Source organism: Ruegeria sp. O4, from assembly GCF_056535125.1.
On record NZ_JBQERO010000029.1, the window covers coordinates 1 to 17,271 of the forward strand.

A 17,271-nucleotide genomic window follows, 5' to 3' on the forward strand; every position below is an offset into this window, starting at 1 on the left:
CGGCAAAACGCTCCGGCCACCCGTCCCATAATCGCCCTCAGCGAAGGCAACGACCCCCGCATCACAAAAGGGGCCATCAACGCGCAGAGGGGGGTCGTGCTGTTTTGAAACACACGCTCAGCAGGAGGGTATGATGTCATGACATCTCAGGTTCTCAATCTCTTCGGTGCGCCCGCAACACGCAGCGAACGGCGTCTGGCCGATCTTCCGGGCCGCGTTGTCGAAGGCGATCCGCATCACCAGATCGGGATGCATTTTACCAGTCCGGATGGCAAGTTGTCGGCGGGCACATGGACCTCGACGCCCGGAAAATGGCATGCGTTCACGGATAAGGACGAATATTGCTATATTGTCAAAGGCCATTGCGCTTTGATCCACGAAGACGGCACCCGACAGGATTTTCGCGACGGGGCAAGTTTTCTGATCCCGAACGGGTTTCGCGGCTATTGGGAAGTCATTGAGGAAACGACGAAGCACTTTGTGATCCGGGATTGCACGTAAGACCCGCAAGGTGCTCCGAAGTGCAGATGCCGTTACGAGGGGTAGTTGTTCTTGCCATAAAGGCGCCGCATGATCATGGGCGTCAGGTACATCGGGATCTGATACGCGCCGATGAAGGCCATGATCGGGGCGGTGACTTCGGGTGGCAGGGCGACAAAGAATATGGCGATGTTCCGGTTTCCCGCGATGATCGATATCGCGGTCGATTTGTCTGCGGGCAGCCGGTTTCGGCACAGGTGAAATGCAACGGCTTGTGCCCCGAAATTGGCCAGACAGGCGAGCGCGATCCAGAAGGTTGCAATGGCTGGGTTGTTCAGGGCCGTGGCGCTGACCGAAGGCATCAGCCCGATGACAAAGACGGCCAAGGTAAGTGTCGCCAATCCCTCCAAATTCAGCAGCATCGCGGGTGAGGGTGCGCGCAGAACTGTGCGCCGGGTGACGATGGCAGCCCCGGTTGCAAGTACGATGGTTAGCAGCAATTGCAACCCGGCCAGCAATACAGATTTAATATCCCCCAGTTCGGGCATGAGCAGAAATACGGGCAATGCGGTCAGCGGCAACAGCGCCGTACCCACAACCATCAGCCGCATCGCGTGTTCAGGCGGATGGCCCATCATCAGGCACATATTGGGACTGCCTGAAATGGACGGGGCCGCCGCCATGATCAGCAGGGACAAAAGGACAGGCGTTCCAGTCCACCCCCCCGCAAACCCGATGGCCAGCACGATCAGCGGCATCACGAATTGAAACCCGATGACTGTGAATGCAACCTTCTGCAGATCACTCAGCGACCCGAGAATGGTTTCCGGGTTCATCCTGAGGACTGTGACGAACAGCAACAAAACGACCAGAGGCGGCAGCAGGTTTCGCATCGGCTCGGCCAGAGACGGCAGCAGAAGCCCAGCCGCCAGCCCGGCGATCAGAACATGAGGGCCATGGCGCGCCGCCAGATGAAGCGGGTTCAAGGCCGGTCTACCCGCCCGGGCTTTGGCGCAGATTTTCCGGCAGCCATGTCGCCAGATCCGGGAACCAGATGAGGATGAAAACCATTAATACCATGATCAGGAACATCGGGATCGCGGCGCGTGCGATATAGCTCATCTCGTGGTTTGTCATGCCCTGCATCACGAACAGGTTGAACCCGATTGGCGGTGTGATTTGCGCCATCTCGACAACAACCACGATGAAGATGCCGAACCAGATCAGGTCGATCCCGGCGTCACGGATCATCGGTTCAACCACGGCCATGGTCAGCACGACCGAAGAAATCCCGTCCAGAAAGCATCCCAGAATGATGTAGAATACCAGCAAGACCATCAGCAGCTCGAACCGTGTCAGATCCCATCCTGCGATCAGGTCGGCCAGTCCGCGTGGGAGGCCGGTAAACCCCATCGACAGCGACAAAAAGGCTGCCCCCGCAAGGATCAGGGCGATCATCGCACTGGTGCGCGTGGCCCCCATCAGGCTTTCGGTAAAGGTCTTCCAGGTCAGCGACCCCTGACCGGCGGCCAGCAAAAGCCCCCCGATCACGCCGAAAGCGGCGGCTTCGGTCGCGGTGGCATAGCCTAGATACATCGACCCGATGACAACGGTGATCAGCAGGATCACAGGCAGCAGAAAGCGTGAGTTTTTGACTTTCTCGGAAAAGCTCAGTTTGCTTTCGTCATTCGGGTTCCAGTCCTTTCCCAGCTTGGAATACAGCGCGACATAGCCCATGAACATCGCCGCAAGAACAAGGCCGGGGAGGATACCGGCGAAGAACAGCTTGGTGATCGATTCATTGATCGTCACCCCGTACACGATCAGGGTCAGCGAGGGCGGGATCATCAGCCCCAATGTCGCAGCCCCGGTCAATGTGCCGATGATCATCCGCTCGGGGTAATTGCGTTTGCGCAACTCGGGAATCGACATCTTTCCGACGGTCGTCAGGGTTGCCGCAGACGACCCCGAGACAGCTGCAAAGACAGTACATCCAACAATATTCGTATGCACCAGACCACCGGGCAGGGGGGCCATCCAGGGCGACAGCCCCTTGAACATGTCCTCGGATAATCGCGTTCGGTACAGGATCTCGCCCATCCAGATGAACATCGGCAGGGCGGTCAGGGTCCACGAGGACGATGCCGACCAGATGGTCGTGATCATGACGTCGCCCACGGGGCGTGTCGTGAACAGCTCCATCCCGACCCAGGCAACACCCATCAGGGCCAGTCCGACCCACACACCGGTGCCCAACAGGGTAAAAAGCACAAAGAGGAAGAGGATGATAACAGACAGATTTTCCATGCGCTTACTCCCCGTGGCTCTGATCGGCCAGATCGCGGACGATCCGATGTTCACCGCGGAAAAGGACATGGATCAGGTGATCCGTCAGGGCGATGGCAAGGATCACGGCACCGATCAGCATCGCGGATTGAGGGATCCAAAGGGCGGTTCTATCCTGCCCCTGGCTGACATCGTTGAACTTCCAGCTCCAGTAGACAAAGCGATAGGCATACCAACAGAAATACCACATAACAGCCGTGCCAATGGCAAAGCACCAGACTTCAAGAATGCGCCGCACCCCGTCCGGCACTGCGTTCAGCAGGATCGATACACGGATGTGACTGCCCCGGTTCAGCGCGTTGGCAAAAGCCAGAAAAGAGGCGGCAGCCATCGCATAACCGGCATAATCCGGTGCGCCGGGAAACACTTCGCCGGTCCAGCGGGCCAGCATCTGCACTACGATCAGCAGCAATATGGCAATCAGGCTGAGTGCCGCCAGAACCCCTGCCGCCAGATAAATGAAATCCAATACGGACCGAAGCCCTCGCAAAACCGCCATGCCGTCCCCGCTGTGTTCTGATTGGATGTGAAACGGGCGGCAGGATATGCCACCGCCCGTTCCGAAAGGATTACTGCGACGAATTGAAGGCGTCGACGATGGCCTTGCCTTCGTCCCCAGCGGCCTCCAGCCACTCATTGGTCATGGTCACGCCAATCTCTTTCAATTCCTGCACCATCTGATCCGATGCTGGGCCAACGGTCATGCCGCCATCCCGCAGGCCTTGCAACGTAAAGCCGGTGTATTCCTTGGCGCGCCAGTTCCCGGCATATTCCGCCAGTTCCGCACAGCCTTTGATGACGTTCTTGTTGGCATCGGACACACCAGACCAGACGTCGGAATTGACCATCACGTAGTTGCGCGGCAGCCAGGCGTCGACCTCGTAGAAATAGTTCAGGCTTTCCCAAACCTTGCGGTCATATCCGGTTGATCCCGACGATATCATTGAATCCGCGACCCCGGTTGCAAAAGCCTGGCTGATTTCAGCCGCTTCGATGGTGACCGGCAGCATCCCGGTCAACTCGGCCAGCCGCGAAGTGGCGTTGTTGTACGAGCGGAATTTTATGCCTTTCATCTCAGCGACCGAGTTCACCTCGTTTTTGAAATACAGACCCTGCGGCGGCCACGGCACTGCATAAAGCAGGGTCAGGTTTTGTTCCTCCAGCACCCGTTCGATCGAAGGTTTGGCCGCTTCCCAAAGCTTGGCACTGTCGTCGAATGAAGTTGCTAGAAACGGGATTGAATCAAACCCGAACAATGCGTTTTCGTTCTGATGCCCGGACAACAACCGCTCACCGATCGGGGCTTGCCCTGTCTGGATCGCGCGTTTGATGTCGGCGCCCTTGAACAGCGAGCCGGACGGGTGCGTGACGATTTCAATCTCACCACCAGTGCCGGTGGTGACGCATTTAGCAAATTCCGCGCCCGTGGCCGAGTGGAAGTTTGACGCCGAATAGGCCATCGGCATGTCCCATTTCTCGGCCATGGCGGGTGCAGCGGCGGTGGCAGTCAGCGCAGTCGCCGCCAGAAGGTTTGTCAGTTTCTTCATCATTCTTCTCCCTGTTGAATTTGGAAACACCGGCGTTTTTCACCGGTTTGTTTGTTATTGTGCGTATCGCGACGGCGCGTAGACGCTCATGTCGACATTTGGCGTTCTGCCCGCAATCATCTGCGCCAGAAGGCGCCCGGTTTTTGGCCCGCCTGTCAGGCCGATATGGTGATGCCCAAAGCCCATATAGGCCCCTTTGATACCGGGCACATCGCCAATGACCGGGATCGAGTCAGCCGGGGCGGGCCTGTGCCCCATCCATTCCACTTCCTCCTTCCATGTCACGCTCGGGAACGCCACCCGGGCATTTTTGCGCATCAACTCGAATGGTGCGCGCGAGGGCGGCGCATCCAGCCCTCCGAACTCGACAATGCCCGCCAGGCGAATGCGCCCATCCATCGGTGTCGCAACGAACTTGCCCGAAACAACCATAACCGGGCTGCGCGGCATCGCGGAAGGCTCTACCAATTCAAGATGATAACCACGTTCGCTTTCAAGAGGAACAGAAACTCCCAAGCGCTTTGCCAATGGGCCCGACCAGATCCCGGCCGTCACGACGGCTGCGTCACAAGCAATTGTCTCGCCACCGGCCCGAACACCGGTGACATGTCCGTTTTCCCGAACCACATCTTCGACATTTGCGCGTATGAAGCGACCGCCGTTCGCCTCAACATGCGCGGCAAGGTCTTTCACGTACCGGCCGGGGTCGGTGATGTGGCCATGATCCGAAAGCCGGGCGGCAAATCCGATGCCCTGACTGTAAACCGGGTCATATTCATGGAAGGCGTGACCTTCCAATTCGTCCCACTGAAACCCGTTCCTGCGCCGGATATCCCAACCAAAGGCATCTTCCTCAAAATGTGCGCGATCCCTGTAAAGAAACAGGTAATCTGAAGGAACCAGCCACTTTTCCGCCCCCGTTCCGGCCGCCAGCGCCTTGTGATCATTCAGACTGTCGCCAACGATGGATGTCAGTGCTGCGGCGATCCTCTCGACGTCGGCGGCGTTTGCATGTCTGAGGTATTTCCAAAGCCACGGAAGAAGCTTTGGTAAATACCCCCATTTCAGGAACAACGGTTGCGAGGGGCTCATCAGCATCTTCGGTGCTTTTCCCAACAATCCGGGGACTGTTACCGGTACGATCGAACACGAGGCCAATACCCCGCCATTCCCGTGCGAGGTACCTTCGGCAGGGCCTGCCTTGTCGATCAGGATCACATTGTGACCATCCCGCTGCAGCCAAACCGCAGTCGAAACGCCGACAATTCCGGCCCCTATGATGGCTATGGTTTTCTTTTCCGTCATTCTGTCACCGCCTTGGCAACCGCATAATGATTCAGTTTGGTCAGATCGGGTCTTCCGCCAAGTCCGGGGCCTTGAGGCACGCAAACCTGACCGTCCTTGACCTGAAATGGCTGCTCCAGAATGTCCTCTTTCAGGAAATAGGACGCCTGATAAAACTCACAGCCCAGAGAGATTTCCGGTGTCGCGGCAATCATGTGCGTGCCCGCCAAATGGGCCAGGCCAGCCTCGAACATGTCACCTCCATAGGCCGTCAGGCCATGGGCCGCAGCGATGCGCGCAACCGTCTGCCCGCGGGTCGGGCCGCCTGACTTCATGATCTTCACCGAAACCCCGTCGCAGATCCCTTCACGTGCCGCGCGCTCCATGTCTTCGGGGCCAAAGACGCTTTCGTCGGCCAGAAGGGGAACATCCGTCATCTGCCGCAGCTTTGCCATCATGCCAAACTGATGGGCGCGGACAGGTTGTTCAATGAAATCCGGTTTGAACTGAGCGACGTCCCGCACCTGCGATGGCGCATCATCAATGCTGAGCCCTTGATTATAGTCCACGCGGACCGAGAGCTCCGGGTAGTTCTGGGCAAGGTACTCCAGCCGCATGATGTCGAAGGCGTGATCCTTGAACCCGGTCTTGAGTTTGACAATCCGAACACCATCCTCACGCAGGCGTGCCAATAGTTCGATGTCCTGGGCAAAGTCGGGATTTGCGATGGAACAACTCAGCGGAATGCTGTCGCGGAAGCGACCACCCAACAAGGACCAGACCGGAACACCGCTGATCCGGCCTGCCAAATCCAACAGCGCGGTTTCCAGCGCGGCCTTGGCTTCGGTGCAATGTGCCACGGCGTAAGCCGCACGTGCCATGATGGCGGCCCGATCCCCAACGCATGCCCCAAGAACGTGAGGGCGCAGATAACGGTCCAGCGCGGCAAAACTCGCTTCGGGTGTTCCGGTGAATACCGACCAGGGCGACGCCTCGCCATACCCTTGGGTGCCATCCTCGGATGTCAGGCGCAGGATGACGACTTCGCAAACGCCTTCAACCGATCCGATGCCGTGATCCCGGCGGGATGTGACCGGCAGTTCAAGATGCCACAGGTCATAACCGATGATTTTCTGTGCCAGATTGCTCATTTCGCCCCCTGTCGATGGGGAAAGCCTGCCTTGACCGGACTATCATTTCAAATACTATATTTTCGTAAGTTCATCAGAAAAAGTGATGTGATCATCGTTGTCCCTGCGCTTTCGCCAACTTCAGGCTTTTCATGCCATAATGGAAACCGGAACTGTGACCGGCGCGGCCTCGGTTCTTGGGATATCGCAACCCGGCATCAGCAACCTTCTGGCACAGCTTGAACGCGAAGCGCGTCTGCCTCTGTTTGAACGGACAAAAGGCCGATTGCTGCCAACCCCTGAGGCCGAGATGCTATTTCGCGAGGTCGACACGGTCGTGCGCGGGCTGGACCACGTGGCGCAGGCCGTGACCGATTTGCAAAACAAACATCCCGGACAGTTGCAGGTTGCCGCGCCGCACCTGTTGTCCTTTGGTTTCATGCCCCGCGAGATCGCGCGGTTTGCCAAAACGCGCCCCAACCTGTCTGTCAGCTTTCAGTCGCAATATTCATCCAAGATTCAGGAATGGGTCATCTCGGGCCTGTTTGAAATCGGTATTGTCGAGATGCCCATTCTGCATGACACACTGAACTATCAGGAGTTTCAGTTTGAAACGCTCGCGACTTTTCCTGAGGGCAGTCCCTTGGCCGAGCACGACGTTCTGACGCCAGAGATATTGGAAAACGAACCCTTCATCGTAATGGGGCCGGAACATCAGACCCATCGCCGGACCCGCGACATCTTTCAGACATCCGGTCACACATGGCGCACCCAGATACACACCCATCTTTCCGAAAACCTGCTGAGCTTTGTAAAACAGGGTATGGGGGTCGCGATGATCGACCCCTTTACCGTGACCTTTGACGACGAGAGCGGGTATCTGACCCGCCCATTTGCGCCGCCAGTCATGCTGGATCTTGCGATCATCACGGCAAAGGGACGCCCTCTGTCCACGATTGCGCAGGAATTTCTGGCCCAGTTGACCCCGTCAATTGCCGCTTACGCGACCCATTCCGAGACCGGTGCGGCCGCTTCGTGAAGCGGCTGTGAGTGAATGTCGACAAGTGTTGGGCCGTCATGCTCAATCGCCTGTTTCAGCACGCGCGTCAGATCCTCGGGGTCTTTGACGGTCCAGGATTTGACGCCAAAGGCCGCCGCAACAGCGGCGTGGTCTGTCCGGTTGAAATCAACATTGTAATAGCGCTGACCAAATCCCGCTTTCTGGCCAGCCTTGATCCATCCGAAGACTGAGTTCGAGAAGACGATCGAAGTGATTGGCATATTGTGCCGGACCATCGTTTCAAACTCGCCGCAGGTGAACCCGAACGAGCCATCGCCCATGACCGACAGGGTTTTAACCGATGGTCGCCCGACATGTGCCCCCATGGCCGCGCCCAGCGAATACCCCAGCGCCCCATGTGCCCGGTTGGTGATGAAATGGCGCCCCGGTTTCCGCCAGCGGTAATATGCGCTGAAATAGGGGCAGGGGGTGCCGGGGTCAGCGACCACAATCGAGTCGTCATCCAGAATGTCCATCAAGGACGCCATGACAGCCTCGGGCCGGATCGGCGTCTCGCGACTTGCGGCCAGCGGGGCGAACGCGGTCCTCTTGGCCTCCCAAGCGGCGCGGGCTTTGGCTGCTCCGCCTTGGCTGGTCAGGTCCTGCTGGTTTTCCAGTGCCAGCGCCAAAGCCTCCAGCGCCAGACGGGCATCAGCGCAGATAGCCACTTCGGTCTGGTAATTGGCGCCGATCACCATCGGATCGCTGTCGATATGGATGATCGTGGTGCTGCGCCCGGGGCTTCGCCACCGTTCCGTTGTGACCGAACCGGCGCGGCAGCCAATGAACAAAACGACATCGGCCTGATCCACGACGGCGCGGGTTGCCGGGATGCCCCCGTTCGACCCGACAACGCCCAGGGCAAGCGGGTCGGTCTCGGCAATGGACCCCTGACCCGACACGGTCGTGGCCACGGGCATGTCCAGCAGGCCTGCAACCCGGCGCAGCGCATCGGTCGCCCGGGACAAAACCGGCCCGCCACCACAGACCGCAACCGCGGATTTGGCCCCTGCAAGAATGGCAGCCGCTGCTTCGATGGCGTCCGGGTCAGGTGCGGCCCGTTCAGCGGGATAGCTGCGGTGCCTGTCATCCGCCCAGATTTCAGCCTCGTCTACCTGCCCCTTCTGCGTGTCAAACGGCAGCGCCAGATGCGTCGCACCGGGCGTGCCGGTCGTCATCGCCCTGAAGGCGGCCCGAACCATGGCCGGAAGCCGCGCTGCGTCGTCGAGGGATGTGTTCCATTTGGCCAGAGGCCGGAACAGCGCAGGCTGATCCAGTTCGGTCAACGGGTATTTACCGCGGCTGGTCGTCGCCACATCCGACGTGATTGCCAATATCGGAACCGAGCTTTCGTTGGCCTCGACCACTCCGGGCAAGATATAGGTCGCACCACCACCGGACGGGCCCTCGCACACGCCGGGCTTGCCGGTGACGCGGGCATAGCCATCCGCCATATAGGCCGCGTGCCGTTCATCCCGTGTCAGAATGTGCTGAATGCTGTGATCCATCCGGGCAAGGGCATCATAAAAGGGCAAAGTGGTATCGCCGCACAGGCCAAACATATGCGTCACACCATGCGCTTCGAGCATGCGCACCATGGCTTCGGCTCCGGTCAGAAAATTTGTCCCTGTCATGGTTGCGAGTCCCTTGTGTCAAATCTGTACGCAGATCTGTATACAGTTTTGTATATTGATTTCAAGCTCAGCGTGTGGCACCTGTGATTCAAACGAAGAAGGGCTGGGGTAATGGCGGGTCCGCGCGTCGATGATATCTATGATCAGGTCAAGGCGATGGCGGTTTCGTTTCGCCTGCGCCCCGGCGACCGCCTGAACGAAGTGGCGTTGTCCAGAGATCTGGGCGTCAGCCGCACCCCGTTGCGCGAGGCGTTGAACCGTCTGGTTGCCGAACGGCTTTTCGACTTCCGCCCCGGACAAGGCTTTTTCTGCCGCCCGCTGGATGCGCAAAGCGTGTTCGACCTGTTCGAACTGCGCCAGATCATTGAAACAGCGGCGGTGCGCGCGGCCTGTGCCAAAGCATCGGACGAAGACCTGCAATTGCTGCGGGATGAGCTTTACGCAACGGGCATCGACATCACCGGTCTGACTGTTGAAAAAGCAGTCAACCGGGATGAGTCGTTTCATTTGGGTATCGCGAAGCTGTCTGGAAACATGGAACTGTTGCAAACCCTGACGCGGATCAACGACCGTATCCGCTATATCCGTTGGATCTCCATGAGCCTCGACCGCGTGCAACGCTCAAAGGACGAACACAAACGCGTCATGCAGGCTTTGATGGACCGGCACGCGGATGAGGCCGCTCGGATTCTGGGTGCACATATTTCCAAGCGTATGGATCAGGTGCAGGATGCCGTGCGTCACGGGATTTCGAACATCTACATGGAAGGGTCGGACGATATTTCGACCCGTATCATCGAGGAGGTTGAGGGATGATCGCGCAGGGCGGAAAATCCATCTACGGCGCGTCTGTCGGCATTCTGATGCTGGATGCCCGCTTTCCCCGCATTCCCGGCGATATGGGCAACGCGCGGACCTGGCCCTTTCCGGTTCACTACCGCATTGTGCGTGATGCCTCGCCGGATCGGGTGGTCCGGCACAAAGCCGAAGGCATGCTCGACGTGTTCGTCGACGCGGCGCAGGAGCTTGTCAAAGATGGTGTGGACGGGATTACCACCAATTGCGGGTTTCTGTCGCTGTTCCAAAAAGAGCTGGCCCAGGCGGTCCCGGTTCCGGTGGCCACATCGTCCCTGCTGCAGGTTGAAATGGTCAACCGCATCCTGCCGGCGGGAAAACGCGCCGGGGTTCTGACCATATCAGCCTCCACTCTGACCCAAGATCACTTGCTGGCCGCCAATGTTCCATTGGACACGCCTATCGGCACAACCGAAGGCGGGGCGGAGTTCACCCGCGCAATCCTTGGAAATGAGCTTGGTCTTGATGTGGAATTGGCACGCAAGGACAATGTCGAAGCCGCAATGGCCCTGACATCGGAACACACCGATCTTGGCGCGATCGTGCTGGAATGCACGAATATGTGCCCCTACGCGCCCGATATTCAGCGCGCCACAGGGCTGCCCGTGTTTTCTATCGTGTCTTTCGTGAAGTGGTTTCAGGCCGGTCTTGTTCCGCCCACCTACTAGACAGGTGACACGGGCGCTCTGACTGACCCGCCCTAAGATGTCACAGGTTCAGGTCGCCTTGTACCGAGTTCCGGATCACCCGCTCGGCATTCGGAATGTCGTTTGAAAGCGCCCGCTCTCTTGCGGACTGTTTGTCCAGCCCAAACCCAACCCAACGGTCGGTGAGCCGGGTTTCCAGTGTAGCAAGATCGACGCCCAGAAACACCTTGAGCGCCCATAAGGGATGAAGGCCCACCCAGCCCGGTTCATCCAGCAAAAGGTAATTGCCTTCAACCAGAACGACCCGCTGATCAGGCGAGATCATTGATCGGGCAGCGATCGCCAGATCAAGCTTTCGGTCGAAGCCCGGAATTGCAACTTCATCTTCGGTGCGCAAACGCACAAGCAAGGCATGAAGCCCGGCAAGATCGAAGGTTTCCGGCGCGCCCTTGCGGGCGAAAAGCCCGCGTTCCTTCAGGATCGCGTTGTCAAAGTGAAAACCGTCCATTGGCACAAGCCCTGCTGACACGCCGCGCCGGTTCAGCTTGGCCGTGGCAAGGCTGGCAACGGTGCTTTTCCCGGATCCGGGCGGGCCCGCAATCGCGACAAGTTGCCGGTGTCGGGCCGGCGGCAGCGCCTCAACGGCGTCGACGATGCTGTCGGCCAGAACGTCAGGGGCGGTGCCGCCACCGGTCATGCAGCCTGATCCTCGGGCGGTGCGTCCTTGGCCCCGGTCATGAATGCTACGGCGTCGGACATCGAATAGTCCTTGGGGTCAATCACACACAGGCGTTTTCCCAGCCTGTGCACGTGAATCCGGTCTGCGACTTCGAATACATGAGGCATGTTGTGGCTGATCAGGATGATCGGAATGCCGCGTGATTTCACATCCTGGATCAGTTCAAGGACCCTGCGGCTTTCCTTGACACCCAGTGCTGCTGTCGGTTCGTCCAGAATGATGACCTTGGACCCGAACGCCGCTGCACGTGCCACGGCAACGCCCTGACGTTGTCCACCCGACAGGGTTTCGACGGCCTGATTGATATTCTGGATGGTCATCAGACCCAGTTCGCTCAGCTTTTCGCGGGCGAACTTTTCCATCGCCGGACGGTCTAGCATTCGAAGCCACGACCCGAGCGGCCCCTTTCGCCGAATTTCCCGCCCCATAAACATATTGTCCGCAATCGACAGGGCAGGGGACATGGCAAGCGTCTGGTAGACGGTTTCAATACCGGCTTCACGCGCGTCGATTGGTGAATGGAAATTCACCTTTTGACCTTCAAGCCAGACATCGCCTTCGTCTGGCGTCACTGCGCCCGACACTGCCTTGATCAGCGTCGACTTACCCGCGCCATTGTCGCCGATCACCGCCAGAATCTCACCCGGCATCAGGTCAAAATCGCAGTGATCCAGCGCAGTCACCTTGCCGTAGCGTTTCACAAGGTTCCGTCCTTTGAGAATGGGTTCCATCAGGCTGCTACCTTTCTGATCCACTGGTCGACCGCGACCGCTGCGATGATAAGGATGCCGATCAGCAGGAACGTCCATTGTGCATCCGCGCCCAGCAACCGCAGCCCAAGCGTAAAGACACCCACGATCAGGGCACCAAACAGGGACCCCAGAATAGACCCGCGTCCGCCAAACAGAGATATCCCCCCGATCACGACCGCGGTAATGCTTTCGATATTGGCCAGCTGGCCCGAGGTTGGCGAAACCGACCCGATCCGGCCAATCAGGGCCCAGCCCGCAAAGGCGCAGATCAGCCCGGACAGCATGTAGACGGATATCAGCGTACGGTGCACGTTGACACCAGACAGTTCTGCCGCTTCGGGGTCATCTCCGACGGCATAGACATGCCTGCCCCAGGCCGTGTGCCGCAACGCGTATGCAAGGACGAGGATCAGCGCCAGCATGAAGACAACACCAACGGTAAACACCGCCCCGCCCAGGTTAAACTTGGCACCAAACAGTTGCAGGATGGCGGCGTGTTCCTCGATCTCCTGCGACCGGATCGTTTCGTTTTGTGAATAAAGGAAATTCGCCGCAAGAACGATCTGCCACATGCCAAGGGTGACGATGAATGGCGGCAGCTTGATGCGACTGACCAGAAACCCGTTCAAGCCCCCGATTGCCGAGCCAACAGCAAGGCCGCACACAATCGCAACCGAAGGTGGCATTCCATAGCGGAAAGTGAATTGCCCCATCACAACCGACGACATCACCATGATGGCCCCAACACTCAGGTCGATGCCTGCGGTCAGGATCACAAGGCTTTGTGCCGCCGCCACGATCCCGACGATCTGAACCTGTTGCAGGATCAATGTCAGCGCAAAGGGCGAAAAGAACTTGGGGCCCAGCAAGACACCAAAGATGACGATGGCAGCGACAAGGACGATCAGCGGGACCAGCGACGGGTTCACATGCAGAAAATGCTGAACCGTTCCGACAAATCCGCGTTGGTGATCGTCAAATTCGGCAACTTGTTCTGGGCTGCCCTTTGCGGCGGTTTCGAAATCGTCGGCTTGTCGTGAAGAATCGGACATGGAACTTCCCCCAAAGCGTCAGGTTTATGACGACTTTAGCAAGGTTTCAGGCGTGTGGGTGGTTTTGACAAGTGGAAGGCCGCGTAGCGGCCTTCCACACGTTCAGCTTAACCCCAGCAGAGGTCCATGCCTTCCTGAACCGAGATGGACTCGACGCCGTCGGCGGCCTTATCCGTCACAAGCGCCACGCCAGTGTCAAAAAAGTCCTTACCGGGTGTGTTCTCGGGTTTCGTCCCTTCGTCCGCCCATTTCTTGACAGCCTCAACGCCCAGCGATGCCATCAGCAGCGGGTATTGCTGGGATGTTGCGCCGATGACCCCGTCCGCCACGTTCTGCACGCCGGGGCAACCGCCATCGACGGAAACGATCAGCACGTCATTCTCGCGTCCGATAGCCTTGAGCGCCTCGTAAGCGCCCGCTGCCGCCGGTTCGTTGATGGTATGCACCACATTGATCATCGGATCTTTGGCCAGCAGGTTCTCCATCGCGCGGCGGCCGCCTTCTTCGTTGCCAGCGGTGACATCGCTGCCAACAAGACGCGGGTCGTCTTCATCGCCAATCACGTTCGGATCGGCCAGATCAACACCGAACCCCTGCAGGAACCCCTGATTGCGAAGCACATCCACAGTGGGCTGGCTGACCGCAAGGTCCAACGTGGCGATTTTGGCGTCGTTTGCCGCATCTCCCAGAGTGGCTTTTGCCCATTGTCCGATCAGAAGCCCCGCAAGGAAATTGTCGGTGGCAAAGGTCGCGTCGGCCGAGTCGATAGGCTCAAGCGGGGTGTCCAGCGCAATCACCAGCAGCCCGGCATCGCGGGCCTGCTGCACCGCCGGAACGATGGACGACGTATCCGACGCGGTCAGCAGGATACCCTTTGCGCCATCCAGAATGCAGGTTTCAATGGCCTGAACCTGAGTTTCGTGGTCTCCGTCGACTTTGCCGGCAAAGGCCTTCAGCGTCATGCCAAGCTCTTCGGCTTTGGCGGTCGCACCCTCTCTCATTTTAACAAAGAAAGGGTTGGTATCCGTCTTGGTGATCAGGCAAACGGTTTCACCTTCGGCCATTGCACTGCTTGCCATGGCCGTAACCGCCAGCGCCGTGGCGCCTGCAAGTTTCGCAAGTTTCATCGGTAGTCCTCCCAGTTTTCCCAATGCCCGTCCGGGCATACGTTTGATCGGGCGAAAACCGGCCCGATCGAACGTGAAAACCATCACAAGATTCGAATTTCGAGTCAATAAATAAATCACTCTTAATTATTATTGACAGAAAGGAAGGGTTTCAACATTGTCGTCATGAAGGGGATGGCCGTGTCTGCAATGAACTCTTTGGACAATACCACTGGCGTACGCGAGCCAGATATGCGCGGCACCAACCAAAGTGGAATGCGGGCCCGAAATGAACGGCTTGTCCTGTCACTGGTCCGGCGCCATCAGGCCCTCGCAAAATCTGAAATCGCGCGGATGACCGGGCTGTCGGCGCAGACGGTCTCGGTCATCATGCGCCAGTTGGAAACCGATGGGCTGCTTCTGCGGGGCGAACCGATCCGGGGAAAAGTCGGACAGCCCTCGGTTCCCATGCGCCTGAACCCGGATGGCGCTTATTTCTTTGGGCTCAAAGTCGGGCGGCGCAGTACCGAATTGGTGCTGACGGATTTCCTTGGCAATGTCAGGCACCGTGAGCGGCGGACTTATGATTTTCCGACACCCGAGGCGACATTGAGCTTTTCCAAAGAAAGCCTCGACAAAGTGATGGCGTCACTGTCGCCCGAGGCGCGCAGCCGGATCGCGGGTCTTGGGATTGCGATGCCGTTCTACCTTTGGGACTGGGCGCAGACATTGCAGGTTCCGCAGGAGAAAATGGATCCGTGGCGTGACGCGGACCTGAAAGGCGCGCTGGCCGCAAGCTATGACTTGCCGGTATTCCTGCAGAACGACGCAACGGCCGCCTGCGGTGCCGAGCTGGTCTTTGGCCCTGCGGAAGGTCCACGAGATTTCCTGTATTTCTATGTCGGCTTCTTCATCGGGGGTGGAGTGGTTCTGAACGGCTCCATCTTTTCGGGGCGGGGAAATGCCGGTGCGCTTGGTCCATTGCCTGTGCCGGACGACGCAGGCGGAGTAAAACCATTGATAGATGTCGCCAGTCTTTATGTGCTGGAGCGCGCAGTTGGTGGGAATGCCGAAACAGCCGGCTCAATCTGGGAAACGACACAGCATTGGGACATACCGGAAACCCACCTTGAGAACTGGTTGAAACAGGCGGCGCACGGGATCGCACATGCCATCGTCTCGTCTTGCAGCCTGATCGACTTCGAATCTGTCAAGATTGATGGCTGGATGCCCACAGGCATCAAGGCGCGGCTGGTGGAATTGGTCGAGGTCAAGCTATCAGACATGAACCTGACCGGGCTTGAACGGCCCTTGGTGCAGGTGGGGACGGCAGGCCCGGATGCCCGCTCATTGGGGGCGGCCAGTTTGCCATTGTCGGAAAGATACCTGCTCGAAGGGTAGGTTCATTCCCGAAAAACCCTGACCTGCATCCAAAGCGGATCCGTCGGAAAAAGGGCATCGCCCGCTAAACTTTTTGACAGCCAGCGCAATTGATCGTTGACGGATGCCGAAGAAGTCTGGCAAGCCGCTCGGCATGTCCGGTTCCGGGGCGTGCTCTGGAATCAATAGGGAATGCGGTGCGGGCTTTGGCCCAATTCCGCAACTGCACCCGCAACTGTAAGCGGCGAGCAGGGCTGAAGTGCCACTGGTGTTAATCCGGGAAGGCCAGCCCAACGCTTTGACCCGCAAGTCAGGATACCTGCCGGACATGTGCCTTTGACAAGGGCACTCCTAATCGGCGACGGGATGTGCGTCGGAGCAGGATGCTTGAAAAAGCAGCTTAGCTTGGACGTCCCCGCAGTCAAAACGCATCTCGTACCGGGGTTGGTGCGATGGGACAAGGACGACTATTGATGACCAAGCTGCTTTCCGCAGCCGCTGTGGCGATGGCGCTTCCAGCGATGGCAAATGCGCATTTCCTGCTGGAATACACCGCTGACACCATGATCGACGCACCGGGGAATGTTCCGGTCAAGCTGATCTTTTGGCATCCGTTCTCGAACGGGCATGTCATGGATCTGGACAAGCCGCAGGAATTCTACGTGATCCACAACGGTCAGAAAACCGATCTGCTGGATACCCTGGAACCCGTACGTTTCACCGGCGGCGAAAACGAAGGCGCGGCATTCAAGGGTTATGTTCCCGTCAAACGGTCGGGCGACTATGTGTTGGTGACTGTTCCCCAGCCCTATTATGAGGAATCCGAGGATATCTATATCCAGCAGATCGCCAAGGCATTCCTGAACCGCAATGAACTGCCGACCGACTGGATGAACCCGGTGGGCCTGCCGGTTGAGATCATCCCGCTCAACAAACCAACCAACATCATCGCGGGTTCGACGTTTACAGGTCGGGTTATGGCCGAAGGCCAACCGGTTGCGGGTGCCGAGATCGAGATCGAGTACATGGCCGCAGAACCGAACATGGAAAGCGCGGCCGCTTCCGCCCCGTCGGTCTCGCCGATGCCGGGTGGTGCATTGGTCGCAACTTCGGATGATAACGGGTATTTCACGTTTGGCGTTCCAAAAGCCGGATATTGGGGATTTGCCGCACTCGGCGCCGGTCCCGTGACCGAACACAACGGCAAAGAACTCAGTCAGGACGCGGTCATCTGGATCCGCGCCTGGGATTTGGAGTAA

17 protein-coding genes and 1 riboswitch are annotated in these 17,271 nt (G+C 58.4%); of the genes, 6 read left to right on the top strand and 11 right to left on the bottom strand.

Features of this window, described 5'->3' with window-relative positions:
- The first annotated feature begins 138 nt into the window (after nt 1-138).
- The gene (locus ACR0J7_RS19485) at nt 139-501 is read left to right on the top strand and encodes a cupin domain-containing protein (RefSeq protein ID WP_480484893.1); all 363 of its coding nucleotides are present in this window, start codon (nt 139-141) and stop codon (nt 499-501) included.
- Between the two features lie 32 nt (nt 502-533).
- Here the strand turns inward: ACR0J7_RS19485 and ACR0J7_RS19490 are convergent, their stop codons facing one another.
- The 6 genes from ACR0J7_RS19490 to ACR0J7_RS19515 form a co-directional block, all read right to left on the bottom strand.
- Nucleotides 534-1,466 (bottom strand): hypothetical protein, encoded by a 933-nt coding sequence (locus ACR0J7_RS19490; RefSeq protein WP_480915349.1) that lies wholly within the window; start codon nt 1,464-1,466, stop codon nt 534-536.
- A gap of 7 nt (nt 1,467-1,473) precedes the next feature.
- The gene (locus tag ACR0J7_RS19495; protein WP_480560740.1) at nt 1,474-2,787 is read right to left on the bottom strand and encodes a TRAP transporter large permease; all 1,314 of its coding nucleotides are present in this window, start codon (nt 2,785-2,787) and stop codon (nt 1,474-1,476) included.
- Nucleotides 2,788-2,791: 4 nt separating this feature from the next.
- On the bottom strand, nt 2,792-3,325 hold the full coding sequence (locus ACR0J7_RS19500) for a TRAP transporter small permease (RefSeq protein WP_480589049.1): 534 nt from the start codon (nt 3,323-3,325) through the stop codon (nt 2,792-2,794).
- 70 nt (nt 3,326-3,395) lie between these two features.
- Nucleotides 3,396-4,373 carry a TRAP transporter substrate-binding protein gene (locus ACR0J7_RS19505; protein ID WP_209508231.1) on the bottom strand — a complete coding sequence of 326 codons (978 nt, stop codon included), beginning with the start codon at nt 4,371-4,373 and terminating at the stop codon, nt 3,396-3,398.
- A 54-nt stretch (nt 4,374-4,427) separates the two neighbouring features.
- Nucleotides 4,428-5,678, bottom strand: coding sequence for an NAD(P)/FAD-dependent oxidoreductase (locus ACR0J7_RS19510; protein WP_480915352.1), 1,251 nt, complete (start codon nt 5,676-5,678; stop codon nt 4,428-4,430).
- Nucleotides 5,675-6,808 carry an enolase C-terminal domain-like protein gene (locus ACR0J7_RS19515; RefSeq protein WP_480540002.1) on the bottom strand — a complete coding sequence of 378 codons (1,134 nt, stop codon included), beginning with the start codon at nt 6,806-6,808 and terminating at the stop codon, nt 5,675-5,677. Before ACR0J7_RS19515 ends, ACR0J7_RS19510 begins: the two co-directional genes overlap by 4 nt.
- A gap of 97 nt (nt 6,809-6,905) precedes the next feature.
- On the opposite strand from ACR0J7_RS19515, the gene ACR0J7_RS19520 reads away from it, so the two are divergent.
- Entirely contained in the window at nt 6,906-7,826 is a 921-nt protein-coding gene (locus ACR0J7_RS19520; protein WP_480484886.1) for a LysR family transcriptional regulator, read from the top strand.
- Here the strand turns inward: ACR0J7_RS19520 and ACR0J7_RS19525 are convergent.
- A complete protein-coding gene (locus ACR0J7_RS19525) occupies nt 7,787-9,481 on the bottom strand; it encodes a thiamine pyrophosphate-binding protein (RefSeq protein WP_480915354.1) in 1,695 nt (564 codons plus the stop codon). The two genes, ACR0J7_RS19520 and ACR0J7_RS19525, sit on opposite strands and share 40 nt — an antisense overlap.
- A 111-nt stretch (nt 9,482-9,592) precedes the next feature.
- Between ACR0J7_RS19525 and ACR0J7_RS19530 the strand changes: the two genes are divergently transcribed.
- Both ACR0J7_RS19530 and ACR0J7_RS19535 read left to right on the top strand, forming a co-directional pair.
- Nucleotides 9,593-10,297 (top strand): GntR family transcriptional regulator, encoded by a 705-nt coding sequence (locus ACR0J7_RS19530; RefSeq protein WP_480915355.1) that lies wholly within the window; start codon nt 9,593-9,595, stop codon nt 10,295-10,297.
- Complete coding sequence (locus ACR0J7_RS19535) at nt 10,294-11,004, top strand: aspartate/glutamate racemase family protein (protein WP_480915357.1); 711 nt, start codon at nt 10,294-10,296, stop codon at nt 11,002-11,004. Before ACR0J7_RS19530 ends, ACR0J7_RS19535 begins: the two co-directional genes overlap by 4 nt.
- 40 nt (nt 11,005-11,044) lie before the next feature.
- On the opposite strand, the gene ACR0J7_RS19540 is transcribed toward ACR0J7_RS19535, so the two are convergent.
- The 4 genes from ACR0J7_RS19540 to ACR0J7_RS19555 all read right to left on the bottom strand — a co-directional run bounded on the left by ACR0J7_RS19540 (nt 11,045) and on the right by ACR0J7_RS19555 (nt 14,653).
- Nucleotides 11,045-11,680, bottom strand: a complete 636-nt coding sequence (locus ACR0J7_RS19540) for a nucleoside/nucleotide kinase family protein (RefSeq protein WP_480915358.1) — start codon at nt 11,678-11,680, stop codon at nt 11,045-11,047.
- On the bottom strand, nt 11,677-12,453 hold the full coding sequence (locus ACR0J7_RS19545; protein WP_480484881.1) for an ATP-binding cassette domain-containing protein: 777 nt from the start codon (nt 12,451-12,453) through the stop codon (nt 11,677-11,679). Before ACR0J7_RS19545 ends, ACR0J7_RS19540 begins: the two co-directional genes overlap by 4 nt.
- Complete coding sequence (locus ACR0J7_RS19550; RefSeq protein WP_480833517.1) at nt 12,453-13,526, bottom strand: ABC transporter permease; 1,074 nt, start codon at nt 13,524-13,526, stop codon at nt 12,453-12,455. The genes ACR0J7_RS19545 and ACR0J7_RS19550 overlap by 1 nt, the downstream gene beginning before the upstream one ends.
- Before the next feature lie 107 nt (nt 13,527-13,633).
- Nucleotides 13,634-14,653, bottom strand: a complete 1,020-nt coding sequence (locus ACR0J7_RS19555) for a substrate-binding domain-containing protein (RefSeq protein WP_480489243.1) — start codon at nt 14,651-14,653, stop codon at nt 13,634-13,636.
- Between the two features lie 174 nt (nt 14,654-14,827).
- Here ACR0J7_RS19555 and ACR0J7_RS19560 point away from each other — a divergent pair, with 174 nt between their 5' ends.
- Together ACR0J7_RS19560 and ACR0J7_RS19565 are read left to right on the top strand one after the other, a co-directional pair.
- Nucleotides 14,828-16,033, top strand: coding sequence for an ROK family transcriptional regulator (locus tag ACR0J7_RS19560; protein ID WP_480547580.1), 1,206 nt, complete (start codon nt 14,828-14,830; stop codon nt 16,031-16,033).
- Between the two features lie 121 nt (nt 16,034-16,154).
- Nucleotides 16,155-16,353, top strand: a riboswitch (cobalamin riboswitch).
- Nucleotides 16,354-16,485: 132 nt separating this feature from the next.
- On the top strand, nt 16,486-17,271 hold the full coding sequence (locus ACR0J7_RS19565; protein WP_480508814.1) for a DUF4198 domain-containing protein: 786 nt from the start codon (nt 16,486-16,488) through the stop codon (nt 17,269-17,271).

Excerpts from the sequence above, each read along its gene's own strand:
- ACR0J7_RS19505 (WP_209508231.1), bottom strand. The coding sequence starts at position 4,373 with ATGAAGAAACTGACAAACCTTCTGGCGGCGACTGCGCTGACTGCCACC.
- ACR0J7_RS19510 (WP_480915352.1), bottom strand. The coding sequence starts at position 5,678 with ATGACGGAAAAGAAAACCATAGCCATCATAGGGGCCGGAATTGTCGGC.
- ACR0J7_RS19535 (WP_480915357.1), top strand. The coding sequence starts at position 10,294 with ATGATCGCGCAGGGCGGAAAATCCATCTACGGCGCGTCTGTCGGCATT.
- ACR0J7_RS19550 (WP_480833517.1), bottom strand. The coding sequence starts at position 13,526 with ATGTCCGATTCTTCACGACAAGCCGACGATTTCGAAACCGCCGCAAAG.
- ACR0J7_RS19540 (WP_480915358.1), bottom strand. The coding sequence starts at position 11,680 with ATGACCGGTGGCGGCACCGCCCCTGACGTTCTGGCCGACAGCATCGTC.
- ACR0J7_RS19525 (WP_480915354.1), bottom strand. The coding sequence starts at position 9,481 with ATGACAGGGACAAATTTTCTGACCGGAGCCGAAGCCATGGTGCGCATG.
- ACR0J7_RS19515 (WP_480540002.1), bottom strand. The coding sequence starts at position 6,808 with ATGAGCAATCTGGCACAGAAAATCATCGGTTATGACCTGTGGCATCTT.
- ACR0J7_RS19500 (WP_480589049.1), bottom strand. The coding sequence starts at position 3,325 with ATGGCGGTTTTGCGAGGGCTTCGGTCCGTATTGGATTTCATTTATCTG.
- ACR0J7_RS19530 (WP_480915355.1), top strand. The coding sequence starts at position 9,593 with ATGGCGGGTCCGCGCGTCGATGATATCTATGATCAGGTCAAGGCGATG.
- ACR0J7_RS19555 (WP_480489243.1), bottom strand. The coding sequence starts at position 14,653 with ATGAAACTTGCGAAACTTGCAGGCGCCACGGCGCTGGCGGTTACGGCC.
- ACR0J7_RS19545 (WP_480484881.1), bottom strand. The coding sequence starts at position 12,453 with ATGGAACCCATTCTCAAAGGACGGAACCTTGTGAAACGCTACGGCAAG.
- ACR0J7_RS19565 (WP_480508814.1), top strand. The coding sequence starts at position 16,486 with ATGACCAAGCTGCTTTCCGCAGCCGCTGTGGCGATGGCGCTTCCAGCG.
- ACR0J7_RS19560 (WP_480547580.1), top strand. The coding sequence starts at position 14,828 with ATGGCCGTGTCTGCAATGAACTCTTTGGACAATACCACTGGCGTACGC.
- ACR0J7_RS19485 (WP_480484893.1), top strand. The coding sequence starts at position 139 with ATGACATCTCAGGTTCTCAATCTCTTCGGTGCGCCCGCAACACGCAGC.
- ACR0J7_RS19495 (WP_480560740.1), bottom strand. The coding sequence starts at position 2,787 with ATGGAAAATCTGTCTGTTATCATCCTCTTCCTCTTTGTGCTTTTTACC.